Here is a 14,017-nt window from a genome sequence, read left to right as displayed (position 1 = left end):
TGATTAGAGAGGCATACTCCAGGCTGAGAAGTATGCTATGGACAGGGTTGCTGAAAGCTATTCCTGAGTGCGGTTAATCCCCGCCGGAGTCGCGCCTCGTTATTGGCGTTAGAGGTGATAGACAGCTTAATGTCTATAATCAGGGTGGTACCGCGGATTTAAACTCCCGTCCCTGCCAATGGCAGGGACGGGAGTTTTTTGTTCGTACAGATAATGAATGTCTTATTATGAGAGCATGAAGAATGATGCATTATACATTAAGGAGGTAATTACATGAAATCATGGACATCTGCTGAAGTCCGCCAAATGTTTCTAGACTTTTTTAAAGAAAAAAATCACAGTGTGGAACCAAGTGCTTCTCTCGTTCCTCATGAAGACCCTACACTTCTTTGGATTAACAGTGGAGTAGCTACGCTTAAAAAATATTTTGACGGGCGGGTCATTCCTGAGAATCCAAGAATTGTGAATGTACAAAAATCCATCCGCACCAACGATATTGAAAATGTTGGATTTACAGCCCGCCACCATACTTTCTTTGAAATGTTAGGCAACTTTTCCATTGGGGATTATTTTAAAGAGGAAGCAATGAAGTGGGGATGGGAATTCTTAACTAGTAAAGATTGGATTGGATTTGATGAAAGTAAGTTATCTGTTACTGTTCATCCAGAAGATGATGAGGCCTATTCCATTTGGAGGGATGTTGTCGGGCTCGATGAAGAGCGAATTATCCGTATTGAAGAGAATTTCTGGGATATTGGTGAAGGACCAAGTGGACCAAATACTGAGATCTTTTATGACCGTGGTGAAAAATACGGGAATGATTCTCAAGATCCTGAACTTTATCCGGGAGGAGAAAATGAACGGTATTTAGAAATCTGGAACTTGGTATTCTCCCAATTCAACCATAATCCTGATGATACGTACACGCCCTTACCAAAGAAAAACATTGATACAGGAATGGGACTTGAGAGGATTGTGTGCGTTATTCAAGATACTCCGACCAACTTCGAAACAGATTTATTCAAACCTTTAATCGAAGCTACAGAGTCTATCTCGGGTAGAAAGTACGGAGAAAGTGAGGAAGGAGATTCTTCCTTTAAAGTTATAGCTGATCATATGCGTACAGTTTCTTTTGCAGTAAGTGACGGGGCTCTGCCGTCTAATGAAGGAAGAGGATACGTTCTGCGCCGTTTGTTGCGCCGAGCTGTAAGATTTGCTAAACAAATTGGTATAGATCAACCTTTCATGTACAAATTAGTACCGGAAGTAGCTGAAATTATGCTCGACTTCTATCCGGAGGTAAAAGAGAAGCAGTCCTTTATCCAAAACGTGATTAAAACGGAAGAGGAGCGTTTTCACGAAACATTGAATGATGGACTTGCAATGCTGTCCACGATTATGAAACAGGAATCAGAAAAGGGCAGTAATATATTCCCTGGCACTGAAGTGTTCCGTCTCTATGATACGTATGGTTTTCCAAAAGAGCTAACGGAAGAGTATGTGGCCGATGCTGGTTTTATTATAGATGAAGATGGTTTCATGCTTGAAATGGAGAAGCAGCGGGAACGTGCAAGGAAAGCTCGTCAGAAAACCGGTTCTATGCAGGTTCAGGAGGGTGTACTCGGTGACGTTCATGTAGCCAGTGAATTCACCGGTTATGATCAACTTCATACAGAAGCAGAAATCGTGGAGCTGATTAAAGGCAAAGAGTTTAGTGAACAAGCAGAAGCAGGCGATACAGTTTACGTATTCCTGGATAAAACACCTTTCTATGCCGAAAGCGGCGGGCAGATCGCTGATAAAGGCCTTATAGAAAACGACAATGTTTCATTAGAAGTAACCAATGTTCAAAAGGCGCCAAACGGACAGCACATGCATGAAGCGGTGATTCAAAGTGGTTCGCTTCATAAGGGAGACAAGGTCCATGCAGAAGTTGATGAGAAATCCCGCTCCTTTATAGTCAAGAACCACACGGCTACCCATTTGCTTCATCAGGCTTTGAAGGACGTATTAGGTGACCATGTCAATCAAGCTGGTTCGCTTGTAGCTCCTGATCGTTTACGATTTGATTTTTCCCATTTTGGCTCAGTTTCCAATGAGGAGATGGAGAGAATCGAATCCATCGTAAACGAAAAGGTTTGGCAGTCTATTCCGGTAAGAGTAGAATACAGCTCTATCGAAGAAGCTAAAGAAAAAGGAGCTATGGCGTTATTTGGAGAGAAATATGGTGATACTGTCCGTGTTGTCCAAGTAGGTGACTACAGCCTGGAACTTTGCGGTGGGTGTCATGTTGTAAATACCGCAGAAATTGGTTTGTTCAAAATTGTATCAGAGACAGGGATTGGCGCTGGAACCAGACGGATGGAAGCTGTGACCGCTAAAGATGCTTACCTGTATATGAATGGTAAAGAAACCCTGTTAAAGCAAGCAGGAGAACGCTTAAAGACTAAGCCAGAGCAGGTACCTGAACGAATTGATGTCCTTCATAAAGAAATTAAGGATCTGCAGAGAGAAAATGAATCTTTAAGTGCTAAAATCTCTAATATGGAGGCTTCAACTATCCTTGACGAAGTTGAAGAAATTAACGGCGTCAAAGTGCTTGCAAAACAAGTGGATGTGAAGGATATGAATGCTTTGCGTTCTATGATTGATGATTTAAAACAAAAAATTGAGTCAGGTATTATACTGCTTGCCGCACCTAATGGAAATAAAGTTCAACTAATTGCAGGAGTATCGAAAGATTTAGTAGAAGAAGGTTACCATGCGGGACATTTAATTAAAGAAGCTGCTTCCAGATGCGGCGGAGGCGGCGGAGGTCGTCCGGATATGGCTCAGGCCGGAGGCAAGGATGCTACTAAGATCCCTGAGGCCTTAGAATTTGCAAAAGAGTACGTAAATCAAGGTTCTTAGTTTTCCATTAAGTAAAATAGGTATATAATAGAGTAAAGACTAATATGTGCGAGGTGACATGAATGAGCTCAATGGATAAAACAATGAGATTTAACTTCTCAGAGGAACCGTTTGATCAAGATGTGCGCTCTGTACTGCTATCTGTACACAGCGCTCTTCAAGAAAAGGGCTATAACCCTATCAACCAAATAGTTGGTTATTTACTTTCCGGAGATCCAGCGTATATTCCGCGTCACCAGGATGCCAGAAACTTGATTCGTAAAATTGAACGTGATGAACTAATCGAAGAGTTAGTTAAGTTTTACATCAGAGAGAATAAAGAGGGCAATGAATGAAAAAAATAGGTTTAGACGTAGGCGAAAAAACGGTAGGAGTCGCTATTTCCGATGCTTTTGGTTGGACAGCACAAGGACTGACGACCATTCATTGGGATGAAACCGACTTTAATACGGTTCGAGGACCGCTTCAAAAGATCATTGAAGATCATGAAATTACAGAAGCAGTGGTTGGTTTTCCCAAGAATATGAACGGGACTGTAGGACCGAGAGGAGAAGCGAGCCAGCGTTTCGCCGCGTGGATAAAAAAAGAATATAAGATCCCGTCCCACCTTTGGGACGAGCGTTTAACGACAATGGCAGCAGAACGGGTATTGTTGGATGCCGATGTCAGTCGAAAGAAGCGAAAGAAAGTCATTGATAAAATGGCCGCTGTCATCATTCTGCAGAGTTATTTAGATTCTAAACAATAAGGAGGACGTTTTATCATGGCACTAGAAAAAGAAGAACGTATAGTAATTCCAGATGAAAATGGAGAGGAACATTTATTTGAAGTATTGTTCACATTCGATGTTGAGCAGACGGAACAATCCTATATTGCAGTGATTCCTGCTGAGCAGAAAGAGGGAGACGAGGTAGAGGTTTTTGCCTTTCGGTATGAAGAAAAAGGCAATGAGGAAGATGATCTTGCTCTCTACCAGATCGAGTCTGATGATGAGTGGGAAATGGTTGAAGAGATGCTGAATACTTTAACAGATGAAGATTTAACCTAATTAGGTACCGAACAAATAAAAAGCCTGCAAAAACTGCAGGCTTTTTATTATGGGAAGCTTTTGAACTATAGAAATTATACCGCTGATGTGGAAAGGATCTCGCGTTTTGTAGTATAATGTACCGGATGGAAGGAGGAAGTCTGTTGTCAGAAAGAAATTTCAAAAAAAGTTATAAAGCTCGACTAAAAAAACGCAGAGAGGAAGCTGGCACGGTACGAAAAATTGTAGCTTCCATTCTTACAATATTGGTGCTTTTTTTACTTGTCGTAGGTTTGAGCGGTTACTTTTATATTAAATCCGCCCTTGAGCCTGTGGACCCCAACGATGAAAGTCAAAAGAGCGTAGAAATACCCCTGGGCTCATCCACTTCTCAAATTGCAGGGATTCTTGAAAAGAATGAAATAATTAAAAATGATTTAATTTTTAGGTTTTATACAAAATTTAATAATGAATCAGGTTTCCAGGCTGGGGAATATCAGCTTACTTCGTCTATGACACTGAACGAAATTATTGATTCACTTCAGTCAGGTAAATTAATTAAAGATCCGGCATTTAAGGTAACCATACCTGAAGGCCGTACGCTCGATCAGATTGCGGGTACTTTAGCAAAGAAACTTCCATTTACTAAAGACGAATTTTTAGCAAAAGTAAATGATAAAGAATATGTGAAAGAACTTATGGAACAGTACCCCGAGCTGTTAACAGATGAGATATTAAATGAAGAGATTAAATATCCTCTTGAAGGATATCTATTTGCTTCTACTTATCCTGTTTATGTAGAAGATCCTACAATTGATCAGATTGTTAAAAAAATGTTAGATCAGACTAAAGAGGTAGTGCTGCCTTACAAAGAACAACTGGCCCAGTTGGATCTACTTAATGATGAAATGACTTTACATGAGTTGATGACTATGGCTTCTCTATTAGAGAATGAAGCCAGAACTTCTGAGAATCGAAAGAAAATCGCTAGTGTATTTTATAATCGCATAGAAGAAGAAATGCCATTACAAACGGATCCCACCGTATTATATGCTTTAGGTGAGCATAAAGACAGAGTCTTATATGAAGATCTTGAAGTCGACTCTCCTTACAATACGTACGAAGAAGAAGGATTGCCTCCTGGACCTATCTCCAATTTTAATGAGAATTCCTTAAAAGCTGTCGTTCAGCCGGCGGATACAGACTTCTTGTACTTCCTCGCAGATAGTGAAGGAAATATTTACTATTCAAAAACTCTGGAAAAGCATAACGAAAAGAAAAACAAGTACATTAACAATAATTAATTTATTATTGAAGAGGAATGTGAGATTACTCGCATTCCTCCATTTTTATATGTTAAAATAATGGGGTTGTAAAATAGATGTAAATTAAATATGAAGGGATGTTAACATCATGGAGCAAGACGCATATGTGCAATCATTGCTGCCACCTTCCACTGGCCAATTGGCGAACATGGAGGTATACGCTGAGGAAAAGAATATACCGATTATGGAGCCGGCTGGTATTCATTTTCTAATGCAGCTGATTCGTATGCATAAACCTGAACGCATCTTGGAAATAGGCACCGCAATAGGATATTCGGCCCTTCGTATGTTGGAAGCTTCACCTGAAAGTAATATTGTATCAATAGAAAGAGACGAGAATCGTTATAGAGATGCCCAGCACTTTATTAATAAACATGGAGCTGAAGACAGGATCAAACTCCTCTTTGGAGATGCTCTTGAGCTGAAGGAAGAAGTTAAGAAAGAAGGTTCTTATGACTTCCTATTTATTGATGCTGCTAAAGGTAAATATGAAGAATTCTTTCACCTATACGAACCGTTATTATCTGAACGAGGTGTAATTATTTCAGATAATGTTCTATTTAAGGGGTATGTTGTGGATGAATCACAAGCAGATAAGCGTATGGCAAAAATTGCACGGAAAATACGCCGTTTCAATCATTGGCTTATTCAAAATCCCGATTATCACACGACAATTGTACCAATTGGCGATGGTGTAGCTATCACTATAAAAAAATAACTGAACCCCGCACAGTTCAGAGAATATGTTTGGGATGAAAGGAGAAACCAGAAACATGAAAGACAAACCTGTAGTTATTGGAGTAGCCGGAGGTACAGGGTCAGGGAAAACAAGCGTCACCCGGTCCATTATCCAGCGATTTGCTGATAAAACAATTCTAATGGTAGAGCAAGATTATTATTATAAGGATCAGAGTCACCTTCCCTATGAAGAAAGGTTACAGACGAATTATGATCACCCTCTTGCTTTTGACAATGATTTGCTGATGGAGCACCTTCAACAGTTAATTGATCAGAAATCGGTAGAGAAACCTACCTATGACTATAAAATGCATACTCGTTCGGAAGAGACTATTCATGTTGAGCCTAAAGAGGTTATTATCGTTGAGGGTATTCTTGTTTTAGAAGATGAACGCTTACGCGATTTAATGGATATAAAAGTCTTCGTAGATACGGATGCTGATGTAAGGATCATTCGCAGAATGATGAGAGATATCAATGAACGTGGACGCACACTGGATTCTGTAATTGAACAATACATTAATGTGGTACGTCCGATGCACCTGCAATTCGTAGAACCTACGAAACGATATGCAGACCTTATCATTCCAGAAGGGGGCCAAAACCACGTAGCTATTGACTTAATGGCTACAAAGATTCAGACGGTCCTCAATGAAACGCAACACCATTTCAGTTCAGAAAATAGTTGAAAACCTTCCAGAAATCTGGCATAGTTTTCAATAGTAGTTCTACAATAAAGAGTCCTCGTGTAAAGTATAGTAATTCACTAATGAGCATACGAAGGTATCGCTCATTTCCTATATGAGGGAACATCAATTTTTTGATGGATTAAAGGAGTGTTTAAAGAAGATGGCAGAAGAAAAAAACTATTACATGACAGAAGAAGGAAAGCAAAAGCTCGAAGACGAACTGCACCATTTAAAAACAGAGCGTCGTAAAGAAGTAGTAGAGCGTATTAAAATTGCACGCGGCTTTGGAGATCTTTCTGAGAACTCTGAGTATGATGCGGCTAAAGATGAACAAGCATTTGTGGAAGCCCGCATTACTCAAGTAGAAAATATGATTCGAAATGCGGTTATCATTGAAAATGATAATGACAATCCTGATACAGTAAGCTTAGGTAAATCTGTAACCTTTCAAGAGCTTCCAGATGGAGAAGAAGAAACTTATACAATCGTAGGAAGTGCTGAAGCTGATCCATTTGAAGGGAAAATTTCCAATGATTCACCTATGGCCCAAAGCCTGATTGGACATGTAGTAGGCGACAAAGTGTCTGTAGCTACCCCAGGTGGAGATATAGATGTTAAAATCGTAACTGTAGAATAGAATTTTATAAATAAAAGACAGGGGCTTCCCTGTCTTTTTTATTATTGGCTCTGTTAGAGTTTATTGTTGATTTTTCATAAGGGTCTTATTACACAATAGGGCCGGATAGTTGAAGACTCGATTTCGATATATATTGGGGCCGTTACGAGATGAGGAGCGGGTTGGTGGGGAAAGCGAAATCGTCCCCCGAAGGACCTTCAGCTCAACATATATCTCGATATCAAGTCTTCCAGTAACGGAAGCTTATCCTTAAGATCAACACGGAAGTTTAACAGCGCCTTATTATTATGTTTCTTTAACAAAAAATAACAGATTATTAATAACTTACCCGAATGCTAATGGCAGTAGTTTTACTCTACGATGACATCTCTGTTCTATTGCTAAAGTTGTCTCGAAGCATTTCACTTAAGTTGTCCAGAGGATAAAGACCTGCTCTTTTGCTTCCCCTAAAGAAAAACTGGCTCTTTTAATACCTGCTAATTAATTATTACTACAAAAGACCTGTTTTAGATTTTCTACATAAGAAGCTTATTCATTTGTATGACCCTCGACTGTAAGACGCAGAGTCGAGCAATTGTTTGTACAAAGGGGCTTCAGGAAAACACTCTTTTCAGCTGGAAGGCGCTTAGCTACTTCAGGCTTCGACTTTAGAAAGTTCACCTAGTACTTTCTGAAGCTGCATACGCCCACTTCTTCTATGAAACGAACCGTTCCTAGATCTTACTAGGTTGTTGGAAAAAGACGAGACTTCTAGGTGAGAAGCGGATGCATCTTAGCCACCAGCTTATGGACAGGAATGAGCCTTACTTTTCGTAAGAGGAGGTTCGGCTCAGTCAGCCACGTGAGCGGGAACGAAGAAAGAGCTTGCATCACGACGGCCGAATCTGATCGTGCACAATGGAGGAGATTTACTGTAAGGGCAACTTTGAGATTTAGTAGAGTCTGTTAATTAAGACATTCTCCGGCAAATGGAAAAATAAATGAAAGTGTTGGTCGTCGCGCCCTATTGTTGTATAATTAACAACGAATTCAAAGGAGGAGACTTGAATGGCTGACAAACATACCCAGGAATCAAGAGCTCATCGTTATGAAAAGAAACGAAAGAGTACTATTCTTATGAATTGGTTAGTAGGTGCCGGCAGTGCATTGTTGGTTGTTTTCTTAGCCTTGATGATATTTGGCGGAGATGATCAAGCAAGTAACGCTAAAGGTTCCAATGAGGAAAACGCTGTTTCAAATAGCGAAGCAGATCAGGAAGATAAAACAGAACAGGATAATAACAGCGATAGTTCGGTGAACGATCAGGAAAATACGCAAGACTCAGAAGAGGACAAATCAAATAGCTCTGAATCAAGTAGTAGTTCAAGTTCTGAAGAAGACAGTAATGAAGAAGATGCTAGTAATGAAGAAAGCTCAAATGAAGATGAATCTTCCGAGGAGGAAGACGAGGTAGAGGTCGAAGAAAGTAATGAAGAAAATGTAGCGAAAATCGTAAAGAAAGATTGGGAGCCTGTTCCAACAGAACTGGATACAAGCGGCGAGCATAGAATTTCTTACGATAAAGGTTCACAGGATTGGAATGAACTTATTCAGGCTGTCAGTAAGGCTACAGGTCTTTCAAAGGAAAATATGATTACCTGGTGGGTTGGAAATGGGGGGAGTCCTCAAAAAGCTGAAGCAACGGTTTCTAACAAAAATGAAACCGAGCATTACCGTGTTTCTGTTCAATGGGTAGAAGGAGAAGGATATAAGCCTGTTAAATTAGAAGTGTTGGAAGGAAAAGAAGTGGATCGCTAAAGAAAAGGGAGAGAGAAAAATGGCAATTGGTATTATCGGAGCAATGGATGAGGAAATCGAAAAACTAAAAACTGAGATGCAAAACACGAACTCAGAAGAAATTGCAGGAAGCCTTTTTATTCATGGCACTCTACAAGGAAAAGAAGTGGTTCTCTTAAAATCAGGAATAGGAAAAGTAAATGCGGCGGTCGCGACAACCATTCTGCACGAGCATTACGACGTGGAAGCTGTTATTAATACGGGGTCGGCAGGAGGTTTTGCTAAAGATCTAGAGGTAGGAGATATTGTTATATCGGATGCTGTTACGTACCATGATGTAGATGTGACCGCCTTCTCTTATGATTATGGACAAGTTCCAGATATGCCCGCCCGCTATCAGGCAGATGAAAAGCTTATAAAGCAAGCGGTGGAAGCTGTGGATCAAACAGATGCAGCTTTTGCGAAGGGTCTAATTGCAACAGGAGATACTTTCATGCAGGAGGAAAGCAAGGTGCAGTTCGTACGTAGTAAATTTCCACAAATGGTAGCTGCAGAAATGGAAGCCGCAGCGATCGCCCAGGTATGCTACAGATACGGGACGCCATTTGTTGTAATCAGGGCCTTGTCCGATATCGCAGGAAAAGACTCCTCGATTTCTTTTGACCAATTCTTACCAAAAGCTGCCGGAAATGCGGCAGCTATGATAATTTCAATGGTCACTGCTTATGAATAGATAATATTACCAGCTTCGCTGCACGGCCAATATGTTACAATAATAGCCGTGCAGGAGGTGATCTATCCATGAAATCGACTGAATGGATGGAAAAGAAAATCTCAGATTATAAACGCTTTATTATGACTCTATTAATCTTAATCAGCTATTTATATATTGGCACCTTAATTAGTATTTTTGAATATCACACTACACTACACTATTTTCTTTACCCGGTTATCGGAGCAGGATTGGTTTCCGCTTTCGTATTTATAAAAAAAATAAAAAAGCTGCAGCAGCTTTTACCAAGTGAATAGCCTTAGTAAAGCCACTGATCGAACATCGTTCAGTGGCTCTCTTACGTTTTCTTTCCTTGTTTACTTTGTTTATAAAATTCGTGGAAGATTTTCATTAAGGCTCTCTTTTCAATTCTCGATACATAACTTCTGGAGATTCCTAATTCTTTCGCTATTTCTCTTTGAGTTTTTTCTTCGGTTTGATTTAGTCCGTAGCGAAAGATAATGACCTCTTTTTCACGTTCATCTAATATAGTGATAAAGTCTTTTATTTTTTCAAGTTCCATGTGTAACTGAATTTCTTCCACTATATCCTTGACGTCCGCTTGCAAAATATCCAATAGGTTTAGTTCATTTCCTTCTTTGTCGTGGCCAATCGGATCTTGAAGGGAAACATCTTTATTCATTTTTTTAGTGGATCTAAGATGCATTAATATCTCATTTTCAATACACCTCGCTGCATATGTGGCTAGTTTGGTTCCCTTACCTGTCGAATAACTTTCAATCCCCTTAATCAGTCCAATTGTGCCGATGGAAATTAAATCTTCAAAGTCTTCTTTTGTATTCTCAAACTTTTTCACGATATGGGCTACCAGCCTCAAGTTATGTTCTATAAGCATGTTTCTCGCCTCATGACTGCCTTCTTTCATTAATTCAAGCTGTTTAGCTTCTTCTTCAGAGGAAAGGGGATTTGGAAAGGCTTGATTTTTAACGTAAGACATAAAGAATAAAGATTCTTTGAAAAAGTAAAGGATGGAAGCGATAATACTGCTCATACGACGCGCACCTCCTCGATATTTAGGCAATTGCCTACAACATATCTATGTGTGAATAAGGGAGGATGTGCTTGTACAGGAACAAAAAGGCCTGACCTAGTTGTTTCTTCATAAAAAACCGCGGGTCCCTGTCATCACAGGACCCGCGGTTTTTAAGGGTGTATTTATTTATCTTTCTGTTCAGCCTGTAAAACTTCATCATAATCATCTTTGACACTATCTTTCCATAAAGGAACACCACTTCGATGGGCTGCTCTTGATATTACGTGTCCTGATACAGGAGCTGTGAGGAGCACAAATAGTATTCCTAAAAGAAGCTTTCCGCTCACAATGTCATGCTCGATGAATAGAAATAAAAAGGCTCCTATCATGATTCCGGAGACGCCCAGGGTAGAACTCTTAGTGGCAGCATGGAGTCTCGTATAAACATCAGGTAAGCGAAGAATTCCAATTGAACCTGAAATGATAAAAAAGGTACCCGAGAGTAAGAAAAAACATATGAGGATGTCAAAAATTAAATTAATCCATGTCCCGCTCAATAATAACACCCTTTTCTAAGAATTTCGCTAAGGCAACCGTTCCGATAAATAGTAAAATACCGATCAGAAGAATAACATCATTAAATTTAGTTGTTACGAGTAATATAGCAATGATCCCCGCCAAAGCCATTAAGTTGATGCCTATAATATCAAGGGCAACGGCCCGGTCCGGATTGGTCGGCCCTTTAATCGCTCGATATAATAAGATCATTACGGAAACAGAAACTCCTAAGACCGCAATGGTTGCTGAATACTCGATCAGTTTCTGGGTAACGTCTAATATGTTGTCCATTAGCGAGTCACCTCCATAATCGCTTTTTCAAAGGTTTCTTTAATTTCGTTAATGGACTTTTCAACGTCAGGGATGTCCATCGCGTGTACGTAAATTTTTGTGTGGTCGTCACTGACAGCTATAGATAGTGTACCAGGTGTCAATGTAATTAAGTTTGCTAATAAAGTTATTTCAAAATTGCTCTTTAATTCAATAGGAAGAGCGAATATTCCTGGTTCGATATCCAGCTTTGGTTTGTAGACAACTTTTACGATATCAATGTTTGAAAGGACAAGCTCTCTTACGAATAAAAGCATCAATTTAATAAAATTCCATACCCGATGCATATAAAATGAGTCTGGAATGAATCTCCTGAGAATAAATAGGAGACCGATCCCAAGTAGATACCCCACAAGAAAAGTGGAAAATTGATAGCTTTCACTGAGAAACATCCACATGATCGCAATAATAATGTTTAAAACGATTTGAAAAGGCATCAGCTTCTACTCCTTTAATACAGAATCAATGTAGAGTTGTGGATCCATTAAGTAGGTAGAAATGGATTCAATGGATGGATAGAACCACTCAGCACCGACCCCAAGTAATACGGAAAAGGCTAAAAGCAATCCTATCGGCCAGGCCATCATTTTGCCTTTACGTTCTCTTTCAGGCAGTGGGAGGTCAGTTTTCTCTCCCCAGAACCCGCGAATGAATATGCGAATCATAGAGAATAGAATAAGTAGGCTGGTTATAAGCCCGACAATGACAATCAAAATTTCTTCCTCCGCCAGACCACCTCTGAGCAGAAGCAGTTTGCCAATAAAACCGCTAAAGGGAGGAATGCCTGCAAGTACCAGGGAAGCAATAAAGAATAACCACCCCAGAACCGGATAATGGTGAATGAGTCCCCCCATTTTTCTTAAGTCCGAAGTTCCCGCTACATAAGCTATTGCTCCCACAAGAAGGAAGAGAGCACCTTTGATAATCATATCATGGACCAGATAGTAGATGGTGCCGCTAATGGATACTTCTGTGAAGATGCCTATACCCATCAACATAAAACCAACAGCCGGAATGATATTGTAGGCCACGACTAGTTTAATATTATTCGTAGATAAAGCTCCTACGACTCCAAAAATCATGGTCAATGCCGCGAGATAAATGAAAAGTGTGTGTGTCAGCTGTACATCCTGGTTGAAGATCAGGGTGAAAACCCTCAAGATCGAATAAATTCCTACCTTTGTTAATAAAGCACCAAATAGCGCTGATACGACAGGGTTAGGCGAAATATATGGTCTTGGCAGCCAATAGTACAATGGAAAAACAGCTGCTTTTGTCGCAAATACGAAAAAGAACATGATCGCTATAGTCGTAAGAATACCTTGTTGATCCACCTCTTGCACTCTTTCAGCGACCTGCGCCATATTTACCGTACCTACTACTGAATACAAAAAGGCAATAGTCGTGACAAAGAGCATGGAGGAGAATAGGTTAATTAAAACATATTTAATGGATTCTCTAAGTTGAGCTTTGCCATTTCCTAAGACAATCAAGCCGTAAGAAGCCATTAAAAGTACCTCAAAAAACACGAACAGATTGAATAAGTCACCTGTCAAGAAGGCACCACTTACACCTGCAATCAGCATAAAGAAGAAGCTGTAAAAGTAAAAGGATTCCTGCTCCTTAGACAGGGACTTGGGCGCGTAGAATACGCAGGCTGTTCCTACCAGGTTAGAGGTTAAAATCAGTGTCATTGCAAGAAGATCACCAACCAGTATGATGCCATAAGGGGCGGCCCAGTCGCCTGTTTCCAGAATGATGGCTCCGTTTTGTAAGACATAAAGGAAAATTCCTCCCACAACCAGCAAGTTAACCACAGCGATGACCTGGGATAATTTTCTGACCATAGTAGTTCGTTTGTGAATGAAGGCCATTATAATTCCGGCAATCAGCGGTAATATAATGGGCAATGCTGTTAAATTACTCATAATCCGTACCTCTCATTTGTTCCATATTATCCGTGCCATTAATTTTAGAAGTTCTGTAAGCCAGCACGAGCAGTAGACTTGTTACACCAAAACTGATAACAATTGACGTTAAAATTAAGGCTTGAGGAAGTGGATCTGTATATTTTTCCACTCCTTCAGATAGGATTGGAGGGGCTCCTGTCTTCAACTTACCCATCGTTAAAATAAATAAGTGGGCTCCGTGGGAGATAAGCCCCGTCCCAATGACAATGCGTAATAATTGCTTTTGAAGGAGGTTATAAATACCTGTGGTAAATAAAATACCGGCTAGTATCGACATAATAATTTCCATAA

At 40.0% G+C, this 14,017-nt stretch carries 17 protein-coding genes and 1 other annotated feature (1 of these 18 cut by a window edge); of the genes, 11 read left to right on the top strand and 6 right to left on the bottom strand.

The features are described from left to right. Nucleotides 1–177 (top strand) — a binding site (T-box leader) (it extends 37 nt beyond the left edge of the window). 96 nt (nucleotides 178–273) lie between these two features. The 11 genes from alaS to ACTWPM_RS01155 all read left to right on the top strand — a co-directional run bounded on the left by alaS (nucleotide 274) and on the right by ACTWPM_RS01155 (nucleotide 10,131). Further along, complete coding sequence (gene alaS / locus ACTWPM_RS01205; protein ID WP_443131235.1) at nucleotides 274–2,910, top strand: alanine--tRNA ligase; 2,637 nt, start codon at nucleotides 274–276, stop codon at nucleotides 2,908–2,910. 62 nt (nucleotides 2,911–2,972) lie between these two features. Beyond that, nucleotides 2,973–3,245, top strand: a complete 273-nt coding sequence (locus ACTWPM_RS01200) for an IreB family regulatory phosphoprotein (RefSeq protein ID WP_014643848.1) — start codon at nucleotides 2,973–2,975, stop codon at nucleotides 3,243–3,245. Continuing rightward, the gene (gene ruvX, locus ACTWPM_RS01195; protein ID WP_443131234.1) at nucleotides 3,242–3,658 is read left to right on the top strand and encodes a Holliday junction resolvase RuvX; all 417 of its coding nucleotides are present in this window, start codon (nucleotides 3,242–3,244) and stop codon (nucleotides 3,656–3,658) included. Before ACTWPM_RS01200 ends, ruvX begins: the two co-directional genes overlap by 4 nt. A 15-nt stretch (nucleotides 3,659–3,673) precedes the next feature. Continuing rightward, nucleotides 3,674–3,958: a DUF1292 domain-containing protein gene (locus ACTWPM_RS01190; RefSeq protein WP_443131233.1), complete on the top strand. Its 285-nt coding sequence runs from the start codon at nucleotides 3,674–3,676 to the stop codon at nucleotides 3,956–3,958. Nucleotides 3,959–4,101: 143 nt separating this feature from the next. Then, the gene (gene mltG, locus ACTWPM_RS01185; RefSeq protein WP_443131232.1) at nucleotides 4,102–5,241 is read left to right on the top strand and encodes an endolytic transglycosylase MltG; all 1,140 of its coding nucleotides are present in this window, start codon (nucleotides 4,102–4,104) and stop codon (nucleotides 5,239–5,241) included. Nucleotides 5,242–5,350: 109 nt separating this feature from the next. Beyond that, nucleotides 5,351–5,980 (top strand): O-methyltransferase, encoded by a 630-nt coding sequence (locus ACTWPM_RS01180; RefSeq protein WP_443131231.1) that lies wholly within the window; start codon nucleotides 5,351–5,353, stop codon nucleotides 5,978–5,980. 55 nt (nucleotides 5,981–6,035) lie between these two features. Further along, nucleotides 6,036–6,689 carry a uridine kinase gene (udk, locus tag ACTWPM_RS01175; RefSeq protein ID WP_443131230.1) on the top strand — a complete coding sequence of 218 codons (654 nt, stop codon included), beginning with the start codon at nucleotides 6,036–6,038 and terminating at the stop codon, nucleotides 6,687–6,689. 160 nt (nucleotides 6,690–6,849) lie between these two features. Beyond that, nucleotides 6,850–7,326, top strand: a complete 477-nt coding sequence (greA, locus tag ACTWPM_RS01170; protein ID WP_443131229.1) for a transcription elongation factor GreA — start codon at nucleotides 6,850–6,852, stop codon at nucleotides 7,324–7,326. 1,047 nt (nucleotides 7,327–8,373) lie between these two features. Further along, nucleotides 8,374–9,123 (top strand): YrrS family protein, encoded by a 750-nt coding sequence (locus ACTWPM_RS01165; RefSeq protein ID WP_443131228.1) that lies wholly within the window; start codon nucleotides 8,374–8,376, stop codon nucleotides 9,121–9,123. Between the two features lie 19 nt (nucleotides 9,124–9,142). Continuing rightward, complete coding sequence (mtnN, locus tag ACTWPM_RS01160; protein ID WP_443131227.1) at nucleotides 9,143–9,835, top strand: 5'-methylthioadenosine/S-adenosylhomocysteine nucleosidase; 693 nt, start codon at nucleotides 9,143–9,145, stop codon at nucleotides 9,833–9,835. Nucleotides 9,836–9,903: 68 nt separating this feature from the next. Next, nucleotides 9,904–10,131 (top strand): YrhC family protein, encoded by a 228-nt coding sequence (locus ACTWPM_RS01155; protein ID WP_443131226.1) that lies wholly within the window; start codon nucleotides 9,904–9,906, stop codon nucleotides 10,129–10,131. 41 nt (nucleotides 10,132–10,172) lie between these two features. Here ACTWPM_RS01155 and sigK read toward each other — a convergent pair whose 3' ends face one another. The 6 genes from sigK to ACTWPM_RS01125 all read right to left on the bottom strand — a co-directional run bounded on the left by sigK (nucleotide 10,173) and on the right by ACTWPM_RS01125 (nucleotide 14,015). Continuing rightward, nucleotides 10,173–10,886, bottom strand: a complete 714-nt coding sequence (gene sigK / locus ACTWPM_RS01150; RefSeq protein ID WP_443131225.1) for an RNA polymerase sporulation sigma factor SigK — start codon at nucleotides 10,884–10,886, stop codon at nucleotides 10,173–10,175. A gap of 164 nt (nucleotides 10,887–11,050) precedes the next feature. Further along, nucleotides 11,051–11,425: a monovalent cation/H(+) antiporter subunit G gene (mnhG, locus tag ACTWPM_RS01145; RefSeq protein ID WP_443131224.1), complete on the bottom strand. Its 375-nt coding sequence runs from the start codon at nucleotides 11,423–11,425 to the stop codon at nucleotides 11,051–11,053. Next, entirely contained in the window at nucleotides 11,406–11,717 is a 312-nt protein-coding gene (locus tag ACTWPM_RS01140) for a Na(+)/H(+) antiporter subunit F1 (protein ID WP_443131223.1), read from the bottom strand. The genes mnhG and ACTWPM_RS01140 overlap by 20 nt, the downstream gene beginning before the upstream one ends. Then, entirely contained in the window at nucleotides 11,717–12,193 is a 477-nt protein-coding gene (locus ACTWPM_RS01135; RefSeq protein WP_443131222.1) for a Na+/H+ antiporter subunit E, read from the bottom strand. Before ACTWPM_RS01135 ends, ACTWPM_RS01140 begins: the two co-directional genes overlap by 1 nt. Nucleotides 12,194–12,199: 6 nt before the next feature. After that, on the bottom strand, nucleotides 12,200–13,684 hold the full coding sequence (locus ACTWPM_RS01130; protein WP_443131221.1) for a Na+/H+ antiporter subunit D: 1,485 nt from the start codon (nucleotides 13,682–13,684) through the stop codon (nucleotides 12,200–12,202). Next, a complete protein-coding gene (locus ACTWPM_RS01125; RefSeq protein ID WP_443131220.1) occupies nucleotides 13,677–14,015 on the bottom strand; it encodes a Na(+)/H(+) antiporter subunit C in 339 nt (112 codons plus the stop codon). The genes ACTWPM_RS01130 and ACTWPM_RS01125 overlap by 8 nt, the downstream gene beginning before the upstream one ends. Between the last annotated feature and the right edge of the window lie 2 nt (nucleotides 14,016–14,017).

Origin of the sequence: Halobacillus sp. K22 (assembly GCF_052246795.1) — a bacterium.
Lineage (GTDB): Bacteria > Bacillota > Bacilli > Bacillales > Halobacillaceae > Halobacillus.
This window is presented reverse-complemented; position numbering and strand designations above follow the sequence as displayed.